General features: G+C 63.3%; 19 protein-coding genes and 1 pseudogene. 9 read left to right on the top strand and 11 right to left on the bottom strand.

The window, feature by feature from the left end:
• Positions 1-88 precede the first annotated feature (88 nt).
• The 4 genes from AXZ77_RS10890 to cysE are packed head-to-tail and all read left to right on the top strand — an operon-like array spanning position 89 to position 3,986.
• The gene (locus tag AXZ77_RS10890) at positions 89-409 is read left to right on the top strand and encodes a hypothetical protein (protein WP_255266474.1); all 321 of its coding nucleotides are present in this window, start codon (positions 89-91) and stop codon (positions 407-409) included.
• Positions 291-2,804: a glycoside hydrolase TIM-barrel-like domain-containing protein gene (locus tag AXZ77_RS10885; RefSeq protein WP_176536020.1), complete on the top strand. Its 2,514-nt coding sequence runs from the start codon at positions 291-293 to the stop codon at positions 2,802-2,804. Before AXZ77_RS10890 ends, AXZ77_RS10885 begins: the two co-directional genes overlap by 119 nt.
• Position 2,805: 1 nt before the next feature.
• A complete protein-coding gene (locus AXZ77_RS10880; RefSeq protein ID WP_098411169.1) occupies positions 2,806-3,150 on the top strand; it encodes a hypothetical protein in 345 nt (114 codons plus the stop codon).
• A gap of 29 nt (positions 3,151-3,179) precedes the next feature.
• On the top strand, positions 3,180-3,986 hold the full coding sequence (cysE, locus tag AXZ77_RS10875; protein ID WP_078540612.1) for a serine O-acetyltransferase: 807 nt from the start codon (positions 3,180-3,182) through the stop codon (positions 3,984-3,986).
• 201 nt (positions 3,987-4,187) lie between these two features.
• Here cysE and AXZ77_RS10870 read toward each other — a convergent pair whose 3' ends face one another.
• The 4 genes from AXZ77_RS10870 to AXZ77_RS10855 form a co-directional block, all read right to left on the bottom strand.
• The gene (locus AXZ77_RS10870; RefSeq protein WP_098411168.1) at positions 4,188-5,546 is read right to left on the bottom strand and encodes a pyruvate dehydrogenase complex dihydrolipoamide acetyltransferase; all 1,359 of its coding nucleotides are present in this window, start codon (positions 5,544-5,546) and stop codon (positions 4,188-4,190) included.
• Positions 5,547-5,558: 12 nt separating this feature from the next.
• Positions 5,559-6,947 (bottom strand): pyruvate dehydrogenase complex E1 component subunit beta, encoded by a 1,389-nt coding sequence (locus AXZ77_RS10865; protein ID WP_098411167.1) that lies wholly within the window; start codon positions 6,945-6,947, stop codon positions 5,559-5,561.
• 14 nt (positions 6,948-6,961) lie between these two features.
• Entirely contained in the window at positions 6,962-7,987 is a 1,026-nt protein-coding gene (pdhA, locus tag AXZ77_RS10860) for a pyruvate dehydrogenase (acetyl-transferring) E1 component subunit alpha (protein ID WP_078520888.1), read from the bottom strand.
• A 182-nt stretch (positions 7,988-8,169) separates the two neighbouring features.
• Positions 8,170-8,466 carry a septum formation initiator family protein gene (locus tag AXZ77_RS10855; protein ID WP_176536019.1) on the bottom strand — a complete coding sequence of 99 codons (297 nt, stop codon included), beginning with the start codon at positions 8,464-8,466 and terminating at the stop codon, positions 8,170-8,172.
• A 291-nt stretch (positions 8,467-8,757) separates the two neighbouring features.
• Between AXZ77_RS10855 and AXZ77_RS10850 the strand changes: the two genes are divergently transcribed.
• Positions 8,758-9,675 carry a glycosyltransferase family 92 protein gene (locus tag AXZ77_RS10850; protein ID WP_098411166.1) on the top strand — a complete coding sequence of 306 codons (918 nt, stop codon included), beginning with the start codon at positions 8,758-8,760 and terminating at the stop codon, positions 9,673-9,675.
• A 55-nt stretch (positions 9,676-9,730) separates the two neighbouring features.
• Positions 9,731-10,405 carry a hypothetical protein gene (locus tag AXZ77_RS10845; protein ID WP_141536259.1) on the top strand — a complete coding sequence of 225 codons (675 nt, stop codon included), beginning with the start codon at positions 9,731-9,733 and terminating at the stop codon, positions 10,403-10,405.
• 24 nt (positions 10,406-10,429) lie between these two features.
• On the opposite strand, the gene AXZ77_RS10840 is transcribed toward AXZ77_RS10845, so the two are convergent.
• The 3 genes from AXZ77_RS10840 to pgk form a co-directional block, all read right to left on the bottom strand.
• Positions 10,430-11,383, bottom strand: a complete 954-nt coding sequence (locus AXZ77_RS10840; protein WP_141536258.1) for a hypothetical protein — start codon at positions 11,381-11,383, stop codon at positions 10,430-10,432.
• Positions 11,384-11,575: 192 nt separating this feature from the next.
• Positions 11,576-12,469, bottom strand: a complete 894-nt coding sequence (locus tag AXZ77_RS10835) for a fructose bisphosphate aldolase (protein ID WP_098411163.1) — start codon at positions 12,467-12,469, stop codon at positions 11,576-11,578.
• 224 nt (positions 12,470-12,693) lie between these two features.
• Entirely contained in the window at positions 12,694-13,890 is a 1,197-nt protein-coding gene (gene pgk, locus AXZ77_RS10830; protein ID WP_098411162.1) for a phosphoglycerate kinase, read from the bottom strand.
• Between the two features lie 180 nt (positions 13,891-14,070).
• On the opposite strand from pgk, the gene AXZ77_RS10825 reads away from it, so the two are divergent.
• On the top strand, positions 14,071-14,577 hold the full coding sequence (locus tag AXZ77_RS10825) for a peptidylprolyl isomerase (protein ID WP_098411161.1): 507 nt from the start codon (positions 14,071-14,073) through the stop codon (positions 14,575-14,577).
• Positions 14,570-15,175 carry a peptidylprolyl isomerase gene (locus tag AXZ77_RS10820; RefSeq protein WP_098411160.1) on the top strand — a complete coding sequence of 202 codons (606 nt, stop codon included), beginning with the start codon at positions 14,570-14,572 and terminating at the stop codon, positions 15,173-15,175. The genes AXZ77_RS10825 and AXZ77_RS10820 overlap by 8 nt, the downstream gene beginning before the upstream one ends.
• Before the next feature lie 83 nt (positions 15,176-15,258).
• Here AXZ77_RS10820 and AXZ77_RS10815 read toward each other — a convergent pair whose 3' ends face one another.
• Together AXZ77_RS10815 and AXZ77_RS19585 are read right to left on the bottom strand one after the other, a co-directional pair.
• Complete coding sequence (locus tag AXZ77_RS10815) at positions 15,259-16,881, bottom strand: recombinase family protein (protein WP_098411159.1); 1,623 nt, start codon at positions 16,879-16,881, stop codon at positions 15,259-15,261.
• Complete coding sequence (locus tag AXZ77_RS19585) at positions 16,878-17,048, bottom strand: hypothetical protein (RefSeq protein WP_176536018.1); 171 nt, start codon at positions 17,046-17,048, stop codon at positions 16,878-16,880. The genes AXZ77_RS10815 and AXZ77_RS19585 overlap by 4 nt, the downstream gene beginning before the upstream one ends.
• 70 nt (positions 17,049-17,118) lie before the next feature.
• Here AXZ77_RS19585 and AXZ77_RS19360 point away from each other — a divergent pair, with 70 nt between their 5' ends.
• Positions 17,119-17,640 (top strand): hypothetical protein, encoded by a 522-nt coding sequence (locus tag AXZ77_RS19360; RefSeq protein WP_141536257.1) that lies wholly within the window; start codon positions 17,119-17,121, stop codon positions 17,638-17,640.
• 240 nt (positions 17,641-17,880) lie between these two features.
• Here AXZ77_RS19360 and AXZ77_RS19840 read toward each other — a convergent pair.
• Both AXZ77_RS19840 and AXZ77_RS10810 read right to left on the bottom strand, forming a co-directional pair.
• Positions 17,881-18,228, bottom strand: a pseudogene (locus AXZ77_RS19840) (E2 domain-containing protein); the annotation flags it as partial.
• Positions 18,225-18,653 (bottom strand): hypothetical protein, encoded by a 429-nt coding sequence (locus tag AXZ77_RS10810; RefSeq protein ID WP_176536017.1) that lies wholly within the window; start codon positions 18,651-18,653, stop codon positions 18,225-18,227. The gene AXZ77_RS10810 and the pseudogene AXZ77_RS19840, both read right to left, overlap by 4 nt.
• Positions 18,654-18,713 lie beyond the last annotated feature (60 nt).

The following is an 18,713-nucleotide window of genomic DNA, read 5'->3' as shown; positions in this document are numbered from 1 at the left end:
AGAAGTGGGCAAGCGCCGCGGGGAAACCCGACGGCGTTTTTTCATGTCTCTCGAACGGACCAACTTGGAACGGGTGGGTTCGTAAGTGATGCAAGACAACAAGATGAACGAGGCGGGGGCGCCGGTCGATCTTCTGGATCAGACCGAAGCGCTCTATCGGGACGTGGCCGAGGAGCTGGCGCAGGCGCTGCAGGGGGTGCGGCGCGGCGACATATCCGAGGCGAAAGCGGCGGTGCAGGCGGTCAAGGACCTCCGCACCGCTTTTCATTTGGTGATGGAGGAGCGATCTCGTGTCGAGAAACTCCGCAGACAGCTGGCAGGTGTCGCCGCCGGGCGCGATGGCGCGCTCGACTTCGATGCCGCCAGAGCTGAAATCGGGCGCCGCCTGGCTCGCCTCCGCGACGCCTGAGAGCGTCGAGGCGTTTCTGGATGGGCTCGACGACAATGCATTGCTCGCGCTGCCCTGGATCTTCGAGTTCTGGGCGTTGGATCATCAGCTTCCGCCCGAAGGGGATTGGAAGTCCTGGGTGATCATGGGCGGACGCGGCGCGGGCAAGACGCGGGCCGGGGCCGAGTGGGTGCGTGCGCAGGTCGAAGGCGCACGCCCGCTCGACCCCGGAAGGGCGCGGCGCGTGGCACTGGTAGGCGAGACCTTCGATCAGGTTCGCGATGTGATGGTGATGGGGGAGAGCGGGATATTGGCCTGCTCTCCGCCCGACCGCAGGCCTGATTGGGAAGCGGGAAGACGGCGGCTCGTCTGGCCGAACGGGGCCACGGCGCAGGCCTTCTCGGCCTATGAGCCCGAGGCGCTGCGGGGGCCACAATTCGACGCGGCCTGGGTCGATGAGATGGGCTGTGCCGCGATCGACAAGGGTACGAACGAGCCGAACAAGTTCCTCGATCCGAAAAGCTCGGAAAGCGCGCTGCCGCATTACTCGGATGGGCGACGCGATGACTACATCCAGATGCAATATCTGCGGGCGATGACGTCCTATTGGGGGGATGGCGCGCGGAACCCGGTGTCGGAGTTCTATGGCGGTCCGATGGTGGATATGGCGCGCGCCCATGTCTGGGCGTGGGATGTGCGGCCCTATCCGCAATTTCCCGGTCTGCCGGAGGTATGGGACGACGCGGCGAATTATGCGCGGGGGCATTGGATTTCAGGGCGGGCGACGGCGCAGCCTCTGGCGCATGTCGTGGGCGAGATTTGTGCGCTCGCGGGGGTCGAGATGTTCGATGTGAGCGCGCTGCACGGGGTGGTGCGCGGATATGCGATGCCCGGGGGGATCACGCCGCGCGGCGCGTTGCAGTCGCTGAGCCTAATCTACGGCTTCGATGCGGTGGAGCGCGACGGGGGGCTGGTGTTCCGGATGCGCGATGCGTCGGTCGATGCGGAGGTGATGCCTCCGTTACTGGCGCTGGATGGCGACGATCAGAGTCTGGAGACGCGCCGTGCGCCGGAGGCGGAGATCGCGGGACGCGTGCGACTGGCCTATGTCGAGGCAGATGGTAGCTTCGAGACCCGCGCCGTCGAAGCGATCTTCCCCAACGAGGAAAACGGCCCCGCCTCTGCGAGCGAGGCGCCCCTGGCGCTGACGCGGGCGGAGGGAATGCGCGTCGTGAACCGCTGGCTCTCGGAGGCGCGGGTGGCGCGCGATACGGCGCAGTTCACGCTACCGCCGTCGATGGGCTGGCTCGGGCCGGGGGATGTCGTGGTGCTGCAGACCGAGGAGGGCGCGCGGCGCTACCGGATCGACCGGATGGAGCGCGCCGAGGCGATCCGCATAGAAGCGGTCCGGGTCGAGCCGGGGATCTATGAGGCCTCGGAAGAGACCGACGAGGTTGCGCGGATCGAGAGCTTCACGCCGCCTGTGCCGATCACATCTGTATTCCTTGATTTGCCGTTGCTGACAGGCGCGGAAGACCCTTATGCGCCGCATCTGGCGGTGACGGCGAGCCCTTGGCCGGGAGCTGCAGCTTTGTATTCCGCGCTCGAGGATGCGGGCTATGCGTTGAATACCAGGATCGAGACGCAAGCCGCGATCGGCGTGACACAGACGATCTTGCCGCACGCGCAGAGCGGGCTCTGGGATCGCGGGCCGAGCCTGCGCGTGAAGATGCTGTCGGGGGGGCTGGAAAGCGCGAGCGAAGAGGGTGTGCTGGCGGGGCTTAACGCGATGGCGATTGGGGATGGCTCGTCGGATCGCTGGGAGGTGTTCCAGTTCCGGGCCGCCGAGCCGGTGGAGCCGGGCGTCTGGGATGTCTCGATGCGCTTGCGCGGGCAGGCGGGGAGCGATGCGCTGATGCCCGATGCCTGGCCGGAAGGTTCGGTGGTCGTGCTGCTCGACGGGACGCCCCGCCAGATCGAGGTGCCGCCGTCGGCGCGAAATCAGGCGCGTCACTACCGGGTGGGGCCTGCCGGTCGCGGCTATGATGACCCCTCCTATATCCACACGGTTCAAGCCTTTGCGGGCATCGGGCTGCGACCTTTGTCGCCCTGTCATTTGCGCGCGCAGGCGCTGGGCGGTGATCTGCGGCTGAGTTGGGTGCGGCGGACGCGGATCGGGGGCGACGACTGGGAGGCGCTGGATGTGCCTTTGGGCGAGGTGTCGGAGCGCTACCGGGTGCGGGTGCTCGAGGGGAAGGCGATCCGGCGCGAGGTGATCGTGAGCGCGCCGGATTGGACCTATGGCGCGGCAGAGCGCGCGGAAGACGGGTTGATCGGCGCGCCGAGCTTCGAGGTGGTGCAGATCTCGGATGTCTTCGGGCCGGGGCTGCCGGCGCGGCTGACCTGGACCGGGTGAGATGCGCGCGGTGCTGGACGGCGATCTGATGGCGCTCGCGCGGGTGGTGATGCTCTGGCCCGATGCGCGGCGCATGGACCGGCTTCACCGGCTCCTCGACCGGGTTCATGCGGCGGACCTCTATTGCAAGCGATTCCGCCGCGCGCATCCGCACTGGCGAAACGGCTCGGTTCTGAGCATGGCGCTGGGCTTGCCGCGGGCGAAGGCGGGGCCGGGCGATCCGCGCGATCTGCGCGCACTGGGCTGCGTCTCTGCGGGGATAGCCGCGTGGCGGTTGACGCGACAGCCCCTTAAGCGAAATGACGAAATGTCCCTTCCTCTATTCGCCGGAAAGCCTATGTGTTAAGTTCTTGCGCGCGAAGAGGGAGTAATCCGATGAACAAGCAGATGGCCAAAGTTACCACCGTCGATCCGGTCTGGACGCAGATTTGCGACGAGGCGCGGGCTGCGGTGCGTGACGAGCCGCTTCTGGGATCCTTGATCCATGCCGGGCTCTTGCATCACCCGACGCTAGAACGGGCGCTGGCCTATCGTTTCTCGATGAAATTGGCCTCGGCGGAGATGAGCGAGCAGCTTCTGCGCGAGATCGCCGAGGAAGCTTTCGCTGCCGATCCCGCCCTGGGGCAGGCGGCGCGGGCCGATCTGGTGGCCGTGCATGAGCGCGACCCGGCCTGCCACCGGCTGATCCAGCCGCTGTTGTTCTTCAAAGGATTTCAGGCGCTGCAAAGCTACCGGATCGCGCATTGGCTGTTCACGAACGGTCGCCGCGACATGGCCTATTTCGTGCAGATGCGCACCTCCGAGCTGTTCGGTGTGGACATCCATCCCGGCGCGAAGATCGGGCGCGGCATCATGATGGACCACGCCCATTCGATCGTGATCGGGGAAACGGCTGTCGTGGGCGACAATGTCTCGATGCTGCATTCGGTGACGCTCGGCGGGACCGGCAAGGAAGACGAAGAGCGTCACCCGAAGATCGGCAATGGCGTGCTGATCGGGGCGGGTGCGAAGGTGCTCGGCAATATCCATGTCGGCGATTACAGCCGGATCGCGGCGGGCTCGGTGGTGCTGGAAGACGTGCCCTGCTGCAAGACCGTGGCCGGGGTGCCCGCGAAGATCGTGGGCGAGGCGGGCTGCGACCGTCCCGCGCGCGAGATGGATCAGCTTTTGCACAGCAAGTGAGCATGTCTCACATTGGATAGACAGGCGGGGCTTCGGCCCCGCTTTTTTCATGTCGCGAACAGGTCTGCGATGGGCACGCTCGCGAATTCAGACCTCGCGCATGGGTCTTCTCCTTGGTGGAAATATCCCGGGGGGTGAATTCGCGCATGCGAAAAGGGGGGCAGCGCCCCCCTTTCCAGCGTTTCAGATTGTGCGGCCCGATCAGGCCAGCATCAGCACCGGGTTTTCGAGGTTCTCGCAGATCGCCTTCATGAGCTCAGCGCCGAGCGCGCCGTCGATCACGCGGTGATCGACCGAGAGCGTCATCGACATGACGGTCGCCACTTCGATCTCGCCCTCGTCATTCACGACCGGTTGCTTGATGCCCGCGCCGACGGCGAGGATCGCGCCGTGGGGCGGGTTGATGACCGCGTCGAAATTCTCGATCCCGAACATGCCGAGATTGGAGATCGCGAAGCTGCCGCCCTGATATTCATGCGGCGCGAGCTTGCGGTCGCGGGCACGGGCGGCGAGGTCTTTCATCTCCGCCGACAGCGTCGAGAGCGATTTCGCCTCGGCATCCTTCAGCACCGGCGTGAACAGCCCGCCTTCGATCGCGACCGCGACGGCCACGTCCGAGGGCTTCAGCTTGAACACCTTGTCACCGGCCCAGACCGCATTCGCATCCGGCACCGATTGCAGCGCCAGCGCGCAGGCCTTGATGATGAAGTCGTTGACCGACAGCTTCACGCCGCGCCCCTCGAGCTGCTTGTTGAGCTGCGAGCGGAATTTCATCAGCGCGTCGAGCTTGACCGAGCGGCGCAGGTAGAAATGCGGGATCGTCTGCTTGGCCTCGGCGAGACGCGCGGCGATGGTCTTGCGCATCCCGTTGAGCTCGATCTCCTCGTAATCGCGACCCTCATACATCTTGGCGATGGCCGAGGAGGAGACGGTCGGTGCTGCCGGGGCAGGGGCCGCGGCCTCCGCTTTCGGCGCGTCCGCCTTGGCCGGGGCTGCCTTGCCAGTTTCGGCGGCTTCGACATCGGCCTTCACGATACGACCTTTCGGACCCGACCCCTTGAGCGCGGACAGATCGACGCCCTTGTCGGCGGCGATACGGCGTGCGAGCGGCGAGGCGAAGACGCGCTTGCCATCCGCATCCTGCGGGGCGGCGGGCGCTTTCTCGGTCTTCGGCGCGGCGCTCGGGGCCGACTTCGCGCCGCTCTTTTCGGCGGGCGCGTTGTCGGCGTCCTTGGTCTCTTTCGCATCCTCAGCGGCTTCGGCTTGTGCTTCCCCGGGAACGGGGCTCTCGGCCTCGTCCACGGCGGAGGCGTCTTCGCCTTCTTCCAGCAGCACGGCGATTGGGTCGTTGACCTTCACGCCCGAGGTGCCTTCCGAGACGAGGATCTTGCCGATCACGCCTTCATCCACGGCCTCGAATTCCATCGTGGCCTTGTCGGTCTCGATCTCCGCGATGATGTCGCCAGAGGAGACTTCGTCCCCCTCTTTCACGAGCCATTTCGCGAGCGTGCCTTCCTCCATCGTGGGCGACAGGGCGGGCATCAAAATCTGGGTTGCCATTGCGCTATCCCCTTACCGGTAGGTGACTTTTTTGACCGCATCGACGACCTCGTCCGAGGTCACGAGTGCCATTTTCTCGAGGTTCGCCGCGTAGGGCATGGGCACGTCCTTGCCGGTGCAGTTGATCACCGGCGCGTCGAGCCAGTCGAAGGCGCGCTCCATGATCACGGCCGACAGGTGATTGCCGAAGCTTGCCACGGGGAAGCCTTCCTCGACGGTCACGCAGCGGTTGGTCTTGCGCACCGAGGCGAGCACCGTGTCGTAATCCACCGGGCGCAGGGTGCGCAGGTCGATCACTTCTGCGTCGATGCCCTCTTTCTCGAGCTTGTCCGCCGCTTCGAGCGCGTGGCTCATGCCGATGCCCCAGCTGACGATGGTGACATCCGACCCTTCGCGCCAGATCTTCGCCTTGCCGAAGGGGATGGTGAAGTCCTCCAGATCCGGCACTTCGAACGAACGCCCGTAAAGGATCTCGTTTTCGAGGAAGATCACCGGGTTCGGGTCGCGGATCGCCGATTTCAGCAGGCCTTTCGCATCGGCTGCCGAATAGGGCTGCACGACTTTCAGACCCGGAACGTGGGCATACCATGCGCCGTAATCCTGGCTGTGCTGGGCCGCCACGCGGGCTGCCGCGCCGTTCGGGCCACGGAACACCATAGGCGCGCCCATCTGGCCGCCCGACATATACAGCGTCTTCGCGGCCGAGTTGATGATCTGGTCCATCGCCTGCATGGCGAAGTTGAAGGTCATGAATTCGACGATCGGGCGCAGGCCACCGAAGGCCGCACCGACGCCGAGACCGGCGAAGCCATGCTCGGTGATGGGCGTGTCGATCACGCGGCGGTCGCCAAACTCGTCGAGCAGGCCTTGCGTGACCTTGTAGGCGCCCTGGTATTCGGCGACTTCCTCGCCCATCACGAAGACGCTGTCGTCGGAGCGCATCTCTTCGGCCATCGCATCGCGCAGCGCCTCGCGGACGGTCTGCGTCTTCATCGGCGTGCCTTCGGGCCAGTCCGGCGTGGTGTCGGGCTTGGGCATGTCGTCGTCCGACGATTTCGCCTGAGCGGGGGCCTTCGCGGGTTCGTCGCTCTCGTCGCTTTCAGCCGCATCCGAGCCGGTGCTCGGCGCTTCGGCCTCTTCGGCGGCGGAGGCGTCTTCGCCTTCTTCCAGCATCACCGCGATCGGGTCGTTGACCTTCACGCCGGAGGTGCCTTCCGCGACGAGGATCTTGCCCAGCGTGCCTTCGTCGACCGCTTCGAACTCCATCGTGGCCTTGTCGGTCTCGATCTCGGCGATGATGTCACCGGCCGAAATCTCGTCGCCCTCTTTCTTGAGCCATTTCGCCAGCGTGCCCTCTTCCATCGTGGGCGAGAGCGCGGGCATCAGAATCTTGGTTGCCATCTGTCTTTCCCCCCTCAGGCGTTCTGCGGCGCGACATCGGTATAGATGTCGGTGTAAAGTTCATCCGCGGAGGGCTCGGGGCTCTCCTTGGCGAAATCGGCGGCGCCGTTGACGATCGCCTTGATATCCTTGTCGACCTGCTTGAGCTCGTCCTCGGTCGCATGCTTGCCGGTCAGCAGAAGCTGGCGGATATGCTCGATCGCGTCGCGCTCTTCGCGCATCTTCTGCACCTCTTCGCGGGTCCGGTATTTCGCCGGGTCCGACATCGAGTGGCCGCGATAGCGATAGGTCTTGATCTCGAGGATGTAGGGGCCCTTGCCCGAGCGGCAGTGCGCAACGGCCTTCTCGCCGGCCTGCTTCACCGCCAGCACGTCCATCCCGTCGACCTCTTCGCCCGCGATGCCATAGGCGATTCCGCGCTCGTAGAAGTCGGGCGACTTGGTAGCGCGCTTCACGCTGGTGCCCATCGCATATTGGTTGTTCTCGATCACGAAGACGACCGGGAGATCCCAGAGCTGCGCCATGTTGTAGGTCTCAGCGACCTGACCCTGGTTCGCCGCACCGTCGCCGAAATAGGTGAAGGTGACGTTGTCGTTGCCCTTGTACTTGTCCGCGAAGGCGAGGCCCGCGCCGATCGGCACCTGCGCCGCGACGATGCCGTGGCCGCCGTAGAAATGCTTCTCTTTCGAGAACATGTGCATCGAGCCGCCCTTGCCCTTCGAATAGCCGCCGTCGCGGCCCGTGAGCTCGGCCATCACGCCTTTCGGGTCCATCCCGCAGGCGAGCATATGCCCGTGATCGCGATAGGAGGTGACGCGCTTGTCGCCTTCCTTCGCCGCAGCCTCGAGGCCCACGACCACCGCTTCCTGCCCGATATAGAGGTGGCAGAAGCCGCCGATCAGACCCATGCCGTAAAGCTGACCGGCCTTCTCTTCGAAGCGCCGGATCAGCAGCATGTCATGGTAATATTGCTTGAGTTCCTCGGCCGAGACATTCGCGCCCGCTTTGGCGCCGCTCGCCGAGCCTTTCCGTGCTGCCATTGGTCAGACCTCCCTTGGCCGGAATAGTTTAGCGTTAAACCATTCCTTACAGCAATGCCGGGCTGAAGGCAATGACCCCACGGTATCGCAAGGCAGGAATGGCGTTCACTTTCCAACTAGGGCCGGTGGGGCGGTTTTCGAGCGATGTTTGTGCCGCGAAAATGGGCAGACCGGGAAGCCTCTCAGCGGATCACGATCTCGTCCGAGCGCATCGCGCCCAGCACTTCGCGCGCCCGGCTGTCGAGGAGGTCCAGATCGAGGTAATCGTCGGAGAGGCGATGGGTCAGGTTGGCCATCCGATCCACCTTGGCGCGCAGCGCATCGCGCTCGTCGCGCTTGGCGTCGATCTCCGCTTCGATCTGCACGCGGCTGAGAATGCCGTAACGCCCCTGCACGGCGGCAAAGGCGAAATAGGCGCCCAGCACCACTGCCACGGTCACGAAAATCAGAGGCCCGATCGTGGGGCGTCTCATCACCATTGTCCTGCCTCGCTTCTTCGCTGGTCGCGTGCCTGTCCCCCAGACCCGCGCCACGGCCTCTGACGGGCCCTGTGTCTCGAATCATGTCACATGTGATTCGTCATTGGAATCCCCCGGATGATCAATTCTGCAAAGATTTCGCACGCCGTTGCGCGCTGATTTGCGCGGAGAGTTGCACGCAGGATTGCCCCGTGGGCGGCCCGCCTCTCACGCGTAGCCCCCGGAGGCGCACAGGCTTGCCCCGGCACGCGCATCTGGCTAGGCAGGTTTCGCAGCAGGAAAGGCGCGCATGTGAGCATCTCCGGGTTCATCAAGGCGATCGGGTCGAAGAAGATGCGGCTCTTCGGCATCACCGCGCCGCCCGCGGCCGAAGGGCGCGAGGGGCTGGCCCTCGTCGCCATCGTGAAGAACGTGGGCGACTACATCCTCGAATGGCTGGAATTTCATACGGCGGCCGGGGCGCGCCACGTCTTTCTCTATGACAATGGCTGCACTGACGACACGCTGGCCAAGATCGCGTCCTCGCCCTTCGCGGCGTCCGTCACCGTGACCCCCTGGCGCATGGCGGGCTACGACCCGGCCACGGAGCGCCGCATCTCGCAGCAGGTCGGAGCCTATGCCCATGCGGTGACGACCTTCGGCGCCGATTTCGAGCGGATGGCCTTCATCGATATCGACGAATTCCTCGTCCCCGATCCCGGGCTGAGCCTGATGGAGGCGATCACGCAGCATGGCGATCACTCCAATATCTCGCTGCCCTGGCACATGTTCGGCCATGCGGGCCATGAGACGCGTCCCGACGGCTGGGTGACCCGCGCCTTCACCGACCGCGCACCGGTTCCCTACGCCCGCGACAGCGATCTGCTGCGCTTCAAATGCATCGTCGATCCGGCCCGCGTCTCGGCGGTGGGCGTGCATAGTTTCGAGACCGTGGACATGGGCGACCGCACGGCCAACGCGGCGGGGCAGGTGGTGTCGAACCACGCGCGCAAGCAGGAGAGTTTCTTCACTTCGAGCCCGCTGCAGCTGAACCACTACTACCTGCTCTCGAAAGCCGAGCTGGAGACCAAACTCGCGCGCGGCCCGATCAATTTCGGCGGCGCCGAGGGCTATCGCAAACGCGTGCTGGCGAAAGTCTCCGAGATCGAACGCGCACCGGTCGAGGATCGCAAGGCGGTCGCGTATTTTGAGGGTGTACGCGAGGGCTAAGCGGAGTAGTTTGCCTCCCGGGGAAGCGCCCTTGATTGGGTGGAAGGTGGGGCAAGTGTTCTTTGAGAAAATCAAACGGTCTTACGATGCGAAACGTCAGCGTAAGAAATCGAGAGCCTTGGGGCGGCAGTTCCTCATCGCTCCAAGACCCGGCCTCACGATCGATCTTTCTGAATATGGCACGGACCGGGATGCGTTGACTGCCGCACCTTGCGTGATCTCTTTCGGGACGCGCGACGGGTTTTACGATCGCTTCTGCGAGGCGCTTCAGAAATCCTGTGACGCGCACGGCGTCGCACATTCAATCGAGACGATCCCGCCCTGCGGGCGCATAAATGCGTGTCTGTTCAAGCCCAGCTTCATTAAGTTCAAGTTACTTACGCTTAATCGGCCGGTCATCTGGCTCGATGCGGATGCATCGCTCGAAGGTGAATTTTCGTTGCCAGATTCCAAATGGGATATCGCGACGCTCTCGAATAACCGGGAGTCCGGGATCAATAAGAAAGCGGCCGTTTGTATCGCGTTTCAGCCGACAGTTGCATCGCTCCGATTTGTCGAGACCTGGGAGGGGTTTTGTTCCTCGCAATGGACGGCACCTGGCCTCGATCATGAAAGAATGAATTACACCCGAGAGGTCATGCACGGGCAGTATATCGAAGCGGATCTGAGCCCTTACGTTTCCGGAAAAATCGTTCGGGATTCAGGCCGGAAGAAAGAATTCAGGTTCTGAGGTGTCTCACGGCGATCGGATGGCTTAGCGAAGCGGCGCTGCGCGGTTCACGATCTCGGCCAATTGCCGCGCCAGGGCCGCTGGTTCGACCGTTGCCCGCATCGCGTCCATTCGCTCCAGCGCCTCGGCCCAGATCGGCCCGCCATAGCTGTCCTGCGCAAGCCGGAAAGTCTCGGTGATGCTCTCAGGCGTCGGATCGGTCAGGAAAGGATAGTCCGAGCCGAGCAGCTCCGCCGCATCGTCGACATCGCGATTGACGAGGATATTCGCGTTGCAGGCCGCCGCGGTGAAGCCCTTCGTGAAGGGCTTGTAGCCGCGCTCGACCCCATGCGCTGTCTGGCTTCCGGGGCGCACCCCGTAATGCAGCGCGAATTGTCCGATCCGGGGCAGGGCGCGTTCGAAATCCTCGACGGTCGTGATATCGATCTGCTGGACCGCATCGCGGATCGCTTCGGGGATCATCGCATTGTCGGCCCGGCCGATATAGCCGCAGCTGAAGGCGTGGCGCTCCGGCAGCGGCACCGACAGAAGGCGTGGGTCGAAATGGTGATGCAGCAGCTCGACCGGGCAGGACAGCCCCTTGTCCGCGCAAAGGTCTCGCAGCGCCCGTTGGCCGCGCAGCGAGGCCGCGATCAGCAGGTCGAACAATTCGGGCCGCACATGACGCAGCTTCATGTCGATCACATCCTGCGCCACCGTGATTTCGCGTTTGCGCAGCGGGGCCAGATGGGCGCGCGTCAGATGTTTCGCGGCGGATTTCACGAAGATACACAGCGAGCCGCGCGGAATGCTGCGCGCCACGGCCCGCATCGCAATCGGCGGCATCAGGAGCGCATGGAACGGGCGCACCGACAGGGTGATCCCCGGATCGAGATGAGGGGTAAGCAGGTCGACCAGCTGCTCGGCTCGCATATAGGCCGAGCCGCGCTGTGCGAGCGGTCGGGCCATGCGACGAAACAGAACGACATGTCGTTGCACCTGGCTTACGCCTTTCTTCTCTAGGGGCTACAACTATAACGTGTCTTTAGCCTCTCCGCGCAAGAAGCCGCAAGGGCGCGTGCGATGCAAAAAGCGGGCCGCCTCCCGACGCCCCGCTTCGGCTTGGTCCAAATATCCCGGGGGAGCTCCCGCAGGGAGTGGGGGCAGAGCCCCCTGATCGGTTAACCGATCTTACCCTGCCACCGAGGCCGCGTGGATCGAGGTGATCGCCTCTTCCAGCATCGCGTTGAACGCCTCGTCCGACTGCTGGGCCGAGAGGCCCTCGGTTAGCGCGCGCGAGAAGGACGCGATCATGCCGGTGTTCTTGGCCAGCTTCTCGTTCGCCTCGTCGCGCGAATAGCCGCCCGAGAGCGCCACGACCTTCAGCACCTTCGGGTGATCGACCAGCGGCTTGTAGCGGTTCGGCTCGGTCGGCAGCGAGAGCTTCAGCATCACCTGCTTGCCCTCGGGCACCGTGTCGAGATGGCTCAGGATCTCGGCCAGCAGCATCTGCTCGGCCTCGTCCTTGTCGGAGATCGAGATCGTTACTTCCGGCTCGAGGATCGGCACGAGGCCGTGGCTCAGCACCTGCATGCCCAGCTCGAACTGCTGATCGACGATCGCCTTGATGCCGCCGACATTGGCCGCCGAGATCACCGACCGCTCCTTGGTGCCGAAGATGCCCGCCTTGACGGCCCGCGACAGCAGATCGTCGAGGCCCGGGATCGGCTTCATCAGCTGCACGCCGTTCTCTTCGGCTTCCAGCCCCTTGTCGATCTTCAGGAAGGGCACCACGCCGCGCTTTTCCCAAAGATAGGTGGCGGTGGGCATGCCGTCGATCTCGCGATCCATCGTCTGCTCGAACAGGATCGCGCCGACCACTTTCTCGCCGGTGAAGGCGGGGGATTTGATGATCCGCGCACGCATCTGGTGGATCAGGTCGAACATTTCCTCTTCGCCGTTATAGGCGTCTTCCTCGATCCCGTAGAGCCGCAGCGCCTTGGGGGTCGATCCGCCCGATTGGTCGAGGGCTGCGATGAAGCCGTTGCCCTCGCGCATCTGCTCGGTCTGCTTGGCGTTGGACATGGAAATTCCTCCTGCGGGATATGGTGTTGCCAGAAGGGATAGTTTCCGCGTCGGATCGATGCAACGCTGGTGACGCTAACATCGCGAAATGGCGTGAATTTTGGCGTGACCTCGCCGCCGCGCGCCGTCCCGCGCCGCGAAAAGACGCGCAAATGAAAAGGGCCGGGGCCGCTCTCGCAGCCCCGGCCCGGTCCGTCTCTGCGCCCTGTCGCAGGGCGTGAGGCTCAGCTTTTCTGGTCGAGCGCGGCCACGCCCGGCAGGACCTTGCCTTCCATCCATTCGAGGAAAGCGCCGCCCGCGGTCGAGATATAGGAGAAGTCCTTCGCCGCATCGGCCTTGTTGAGCGCCGCGACCGTATCGCCGCCGCCTGCGACCGAGATCAGCTTCTCGTCGCGGGTCAGCTCGGCCGCTTTCGCCGCCGCCGCATTGGTCGCCGCATCGAAGGGCGCGATCTCGAACGCGCCGAGCGGGCCGTTCCAGATCAGCGTGCGCGAGTTCTCGAAGACCGATCCGATTTCCTCGACCGATTTCGGACCGGCGTCGAGGATCATCGCATCCGCCGGGCAGGCGTCATTGGCGACGGTCTCGTTCTCGGCGCCCGCCTTGAACTCGCGCGCCACGACCACGTCGACGGGCAGGTGGATCTTGCAGCCGGCGTGTTTGGCCTTCTCCATGATCTCTTGCGCGGTGCCTGCCATGTCGCGCTCGGCCAGCGATTTTCCGACATCGATGCCCTGCGCCACCAGGAAGGTGTTCGCCATGCCGCCGCCGATGATCAGGTGATCGACCTTGGCCACCAGATTGCCCAGCAGGTCGAGCTTGGTCGAGACCTTCGCACCGCCCACGACCGCCGTCACCGGGCGCTCGGGGTCGCCGAGGGCCGCGTCGAGCGCTTTCAGCTCGGCTTCCATCAGGCGACCGGCGGCTGCGGGCAGGATCTTCGCGATGCCTTCGGTCGAAGCGTGCGCGCGGTGCGCAGCCGAGAAGGCGTCATTGACATAGACCTCGCCAAGCGCGCCCATCTCGGCGGCCAGCATCGGGTCGTTCTTCTCTTCGCCGGCGTGGAAACGGGTGTTCTCGAGCAGCAGAACCTCGCCTTTCTGCAGCGCGCCCACGGCTTCCTTCGCGGGGCCGCCGACGCAGTCCTTGGCGAATTTCACCGGGAAGCCCAGAGCCTTCTCCAGCGCGGGGACCAGCGGCTCGAGGCTCATCTCGGGCACGACCTGCCCCTTGGGGCGACCGAAATGCGCCAGCAGCACCGGCTTGCCGCCCTTCGACAGGATGTCAGTCACGGTCGGCACGATCTTCTCGATCCGCGTCGCGTCGGTCACTTTTCCGTTCTCCACGGGCACGTTGATATCGACGCGCACCAGCACGACCTTGCCGTCCAGATCGACCTCGTCGAGGGTTTTCCAAGCCATGAAATCACTCTCCCTATCGGCGCAGGGGACCATCGTGAATGTGGCCCGCTCCCGCGGCTTGCGTTCTTCATGCCTGCGGCGATGGGTCGCGTCAACGGGCGCGGCCCAACTGCGGCGCTTTGTCCTTGCCGCGCAGGGGCCTCGCTCCTATGGTCGGGCCAAATTTCAATGGAGGACCCAATGGCCGATATCAAGGATCCCGAGAACACGATCATCATCGAGCTCAAGGACGGGCCGGTCGTGATCGAGCTTCTCAGCGACGTCGCCCCGAAACATGCCGAGCGCATGAAGCAACTCGCCCGCGACGGCGCCTATGACAACGTGGCCTTCCACCGCGTGATCGAGGGCTTCATGGCCCAGACCGGCGATGTCGCGAACGCGAATATGGAAAAGGACTACAATCCGGGCCGCGCCGGCACGGGCGGGTCGCAATATCCCGATCTTCCGGCGGAATTCTCGAAGCTGCCGCATGATCGCGGGACGCTGGGCGCTGCGCGCTCGCAAAACCCGAATTCGGCCAATTCGCAGTTCTTCATCAACTTCAAGGACAACCATTTCCTCAACGGTCAATACACGGTCTATGGCCGCGTGATCGAAGGGATGGAGAATGTCGACAAGATCGCGCGCGGCGAGCCGCCGGCGAACCCCGACCGGATGATCTCGGTGAAGGTGGCCGCCGATGCGTAATATCCTGCGCCGCACCGTTCTCGCCGCCGCCGCAAGCCTCGTCGTCGCAGCGCCGGCTGCCTTCGCACAAGACAGCTCGGGCGTGGCCGATACCGGCGGGCCGAAGCTCGTCCTGAAGATCGGCGGTCAGACCGAGGGCAAGGTCGTGATCGACCTGCTCACCGACAAGGCCCCGAAATCCGCCGAACGGCTGATGACGCTCGCCAAGGAAGGCAAATACGACGATGTCGTCTTCCACCGCGTGATCGACGGCTTCATGGCCCAGACGGGCGATGTGCAATTCGGCAAGAAGGGCGGAGATACGTCGATGGCCGGTATGGGCGGCTCCGATCTGCCCGACCTTCCGGCGGAATTCTCGAACATCTCCTTCCAGCGCGGCATCGTGGGCATGGCCCGCTCGGCCGATCCGAACTCAGCCAATTCGCAGTTCTTCATCATGTTCGCCCCCGCGCCCCATCTCGACGGGCAATATACCGTCGTGGGCCATGTCGTGAGCGGCATGGATGTGGTCGACAAGATCAAGAAGGGCGATGCGGCGCGCAACGGCGTGGTCGATGACCCCGATTACATCGTCAAGGCGACGGTGGAAGACAAGTAAACCGGGCAAGGGGGCTTCGGCCCCCTTTCTCTTGCGCAGGCTACCTCTTTCGGCTTGGCTCAAATATCCCGGGGGGCTTCGCGTCAGCGAAGCGGGGGCAGCGCCCCCTGCCTAATCGATAGTTGCTTGGTAGAACTGAAAATATCGACGATTTTCGGCGCAACCCCACCCGCGGAAAGCAAAGCGCCGAGATCAGTTAAGATCTCGGCGTGAAGGCCATCTGCGGCGTCTGGATCAGGCTTCAACTCGACCCGCCTTATGAGTTCTCGGAGGTGCTCGTTGGCCTGGTGAACGAGCTCAGGGTTGGCGAGCAGTGTTTCGAGTTCCTGCACAGCGCGCGCAAAGAGCGCAGCACTGTCGGTCGGAAGCTGCGGCAGCACCGAGCAGGTCTCTTGATGCTCAGACAGCTCAGTTTCAAGATCGGCGATCTCGCGTTCGAGGTCTTCCGCGCGCGCCTTATAGGCACTGTAGGGTGCGCCTTGCTCGATCGCATCGAATATCCGCTGGCGGCTCATGCGCGCTTTCTTAAGACGACGCTCGAGCCGCGATGCGGCATCTGCGCCCTGGGCGCTCGCCAGCGCCTTGTACTCCGCCTTGAGCGCGACATCGAAGCTCGCGGCCAATTCCGGCGTCAGAAAGGTGCCCCGAAGCTTCGCGAAGATACGAGCCTCGATCCGATCACGGTGAATGGTCGTTTTGTTGTTGCACGCGCCTTTGCGGGCTTCGCGGCATCCGAAATGCGTTCGACCAACTTTTATGTAAGTCGCGCCGCAGCTGCCGCAGACCAGCAGACCGCTCAGAAGATGCTTGCTGCGCCGGGCCCCGACGGGGTTGCCTTTGCTTCGGGTCTTCGAGGCTTGGATCGCAAGCTGCCCCTCCACTCGCTCCCAGAGGTCTTGATCGATGATCCGGAGCGCCGGGACCTCGATCTCCGTAGCCGCGCTCGGGGTTTCGTAGACCTCCTTGCTGCCGGTTTCCGGATGGTAGCGGCGTGACGTCTTCGCGACGCTCGCGATACCAATGTAGAGACGATTGCGCAGCATGCCTTCGAACCGCGCCGGGTTGCCTCGGATGGTACTGATATCCCAGGTGCCACCGCGCGGGGCCGGAATACCGTCTTTGTTCAACCGCTTGACGATCGCCTGGGTCGAGTGCCCGTCAGCGAACTCGCGAAAAATGCGGCGCACAACTTCTGCCTCCTCGGGGTCGATCTCGCGGTTGAGCCCTTCGTCGCCTTCACGCTTGCGGTAGCCGTATGCGCTCGTGTGAAGCCGTTTCCGGGTGAGCCCCTGCACCATTCCGCGGCGCGTGTGTTCTCCGATCATTTGCGAGTAGAACTGCGCGCCGAGCGCGTTGATCAGAACTTTGAAGAAGTCCTGTTGACCCTCGGCAACCGAATAGAGCTCAGCTTGCTGAAACTGGAACAGCTCGTAGTGATTGAGCGCGTCCGCAATCTTGCGGGTGAGACGATCCACGGCTTCGATGACGATCGCGTCAACCTGCCGCGCGTTGACCGCAACGCACAGCGCCTGAAGTCCCTCGCGGCGGGTGTTGCGGCCCGATTTCTCGTAATCCGTGAAACGATGTGTCACCACCCATCCGCGCTCGGCCGCGAAACGCTCCGCCATCGCGACCTGATCGTCGATCGAAGTCTGCTTCTGTAGACCTGAGCTGTAGCGGGCGTAGATCGCGACGCGTTTCGTCATTGTGCTGTCTCCTTCTGAGGCGCGGCGGGGCTGTTGGCGGGGATCGCATTCGCGAGATCCCGGACAACAGCACGCGCCAGCAACCGGGCGATCGCGTTGCAGGCTGGCAGTACTGTCGTCGCTTCATCGAGCGTATCGTTCGCAGCAGTGATGGGGGCGGATGGCATGAAAAGCTCCTTAGTAGCATGGTCCTACTAAGGAAGCTGGGTTCATCGGTCAGAGCGCGGAAACGCGATCATGAAGAAACTGAAATTTGCGATGCGAAAAGGTCGGCATGAAGCTCCAGTTCATTGCGGACGAGCCCGCCCTCGTGTTCGTCTAAGGGGTGGCCTCACATTCGAAATGGGCGGGAAGCGGATCTTAGCCGTCGCGCAGCAGGGATTTGCGGGAAACGTTATAGCGGACCTTCAAAACCACGAACTCGGTGCAGCCCTGTTTCGAGACAGTTGTCAGGGAAGCGGAAGTTTGCCGCACATGTGCGGCCGTACATCTACTGCACCAAAAGGAGATGCACGTCACAATCGCTATTCCAGCACGATTTCAGACCATCGTATCCTATCGGAGAGGGCAGTTCTTCATGGCCCCACAGCATTGGGTCTTCTCCTTTTTCAGGACAGCAACTATCGCTGCCTCAATCGCCCGCCTTCGATGCTCTCGCAGCACGATTTCTTCAACGACCCGCCGATTTGGGCAATCTGCGCGAAGGATCGGCTTGTGCTGTTTTCGACAACCGGTTTCACAGCTATCCAGTTCGCATGAGTTTTTTCTCAGGGACCTATGTTTCCAAGTACAACCACGAGGACAAGGTGTCCTTGCATTCACGACGCGATCTAGATTCTTCGTCGCACGTGGAAGTTTTTCAGCAAGCCACCCTCGACCGCGAAACATCCCTCTAAGGAGTTCGTCGGTCCATCCTAACGGCCCGGCGAGCTCTTCCATGGAGAGCTGTTCAAGCGCAGCTTCGCCATGGCTCAACCCTGCAGCTAGAGGCCATTCCCTGCGTTTTGCAGCGTACTCCTGATTATGAAGAAAGGTCTCTAAGCTCGACCACCATCGATTGACGGCATCGACGTCGCCAAGCCTGTCTTCCGACCCGTATTCGAGGCAGAAGGTGCCCCCTGGATTGATGTGACGCTCCATACAGAATTCAGGAAATCGGCGATGTTCGGACTGTTCTCTGACGGAGACCCCGCCCCTATCTGTAAGCGCGAGGTCGAGGTGGTAGTGAATCGGATCGACACTGCCAGCAAGCGGGGGCGCGACAACTATCGTTGCCCGGTTCCTACTCTTTCCCCGTATCTCAACCCATATTGGGCGGTTCTCCAAGAGGAGCCTCAGCGAATTCATTCCGACTTGAAATGCGCTCGCGGCGCTGCTTGAGGTTCGGCAACATGCGCCCGCGCATAGGTCGGGCTCGCGACGGTCGCTGGCACGGCCGAAAGGCAAACCGCGATTTCACCGTAGTCGAGTTCGCGGGCATACCCATTATCATCAATCAGATCGAACAGCGCAGTCGGTGCAACCTTCAGGGCATCAGGCCCCAACTTCAGTCCCTCGTCCTTGCATTCGCGCTGCATCTTCTCGGAAACCGTAGTCGCTACGCTTGATGCAACCCGCACCGACCGCTCACCCCGAATACCAATCCTGGAAATCGGCGTGGGACCAAGCTCCAGCCCGATGGCAAGGCCGAGATCATCAAGATTCCCAAGGAGGTCTTTGCAGAGCCCAAACGAAGAATGCAAACCGCCAGCACACTGCGTTCCGAGACTCACACTGAGCTACCCCCTGAAATTCGGACACTGACATAAGCTACGATTTGCAGTCTGCTGATC

The sequence above is a fragment of the Thioclava sp. ES.031 genome (genome assembly GCF_002563775.1).
Taxonomy (GTDB): Bacteria; Pseudomonadota; Alphaproteobacteria; order Rhodobacterales; family Rhodobacteraceae; genus Thioclava.
The sequence above is the reverse complement of the archived record's forward strand: the minus strand, read 5'-3'. Positions and strand labels throughout refer to the sequence as shown.

What these genes read in the sequence shown, in the direction of transcription:
- AXZ77_RS10890 (WP_255266474.1), top strand. Translation starts at nt 89, where the DNA reads ATGCAAGACAACAAGATGAACGAGGCGGGGGCGCCGGTCGATCTTCTG.
- AXZ77_RS10880 (WP_098411169.1), top strand. Translation starts at nt 2,806, where the DNA reads ATGCGCGCGGTGCTGGACGGCGATCTGATGGCGCTCGCGCGGGTGGTG.
- cysE (WP_078540612.1), top strand. Translation starts at nt 3,180, where the DNA reads ATGAACAAGCAGATGGCCAAAGTTACCACCGTCGATCCGGTCTGGACG.
- AXZ77_RS10870 (WP_098411168.1), bottom strand. Translation starts at nt 5,546, where the DNA reads ATGGCAACCCAGATTTTGATGCCCGCCCTGTCGCCCACGATGGAGGAA.
- AXZ77_RS10865 (WP_098411167.1), bottom strand. Translation starts at nt 6,947, where the DNA reads ATGGCAACCAAGATTCTGATGCCCGCGCTCTCGCCCACGATGGAAGAG.
- pdhA (WP_078520888.1), bottom strand. Translation starts at nt 7,987, where the DNA reads ATGGCAGCACGGAAAGGCTCGGCGAGCGGCGCCAAAGCGGGCGCGAAT.
- AXZ77_RS10855 (WP_176536019.1), bottom strand. Translation starts at nt 8,466, where the DNA reads ATGGTGATGAGACGCCCCACGATCGGGCCTCTGATTTTCGTGACCGTG.
- AXZ77_RS10835 (WP_098411163.1), bottom strand. Translation starts at nt 12,469, where the DNA reads ATGTCCAACGCCAAGCAGACCGAGCAGATGCGCGAGGGCAACGGCTTC.
- pgk (WP_098411162.1), bottom strand. Translation starts at nt 13,890, where the DNA reads ATGGCTTGGAAAACCCTCGACGAGGTCGATCTGGACGGCAAGGTCGTG.
- AXZ77_RS10825 (WP_098411161.1), top strand. Translation starts at nt 14,071, where the DNA reads ATGGCCGATATCAAGGATCCCGAGAACACGATCATCATCGAGCTCAAG.
- AXZ77_RS10820 (WP_098411160.1), top strand. Translation starts at nt 14,570, where the DNA reads ATGCGTAATATCCTGCGCCGCACCGTTCTCGCCGCCGCCGCAAGCCTC.
- AXZ77_RS10815 (WP_098411159.1), bottom strand. Translation starts at nt 16,881, where the DNA reads ATGACGAAACGCGTCGCGATCTACGCCCGCTACAGCTCAGGTCTACAG.
- AXZ77_RS19585 (WP_176536018.1), bottom strand. Translation starts at nt 17,048, where the DNA reads ATGCCATCCGCCCCCATCACTGCTGCGAACGATACGCTCGATGAAGCG.
- AXZ77_RS19360 (WP_141536257.1), top strand. Translation starts at nt 17,119, where the DNA reads ATGAAGAAACTGAAATTTGCGATGCGAAAAGGTCGGCATGAAGCTCCA.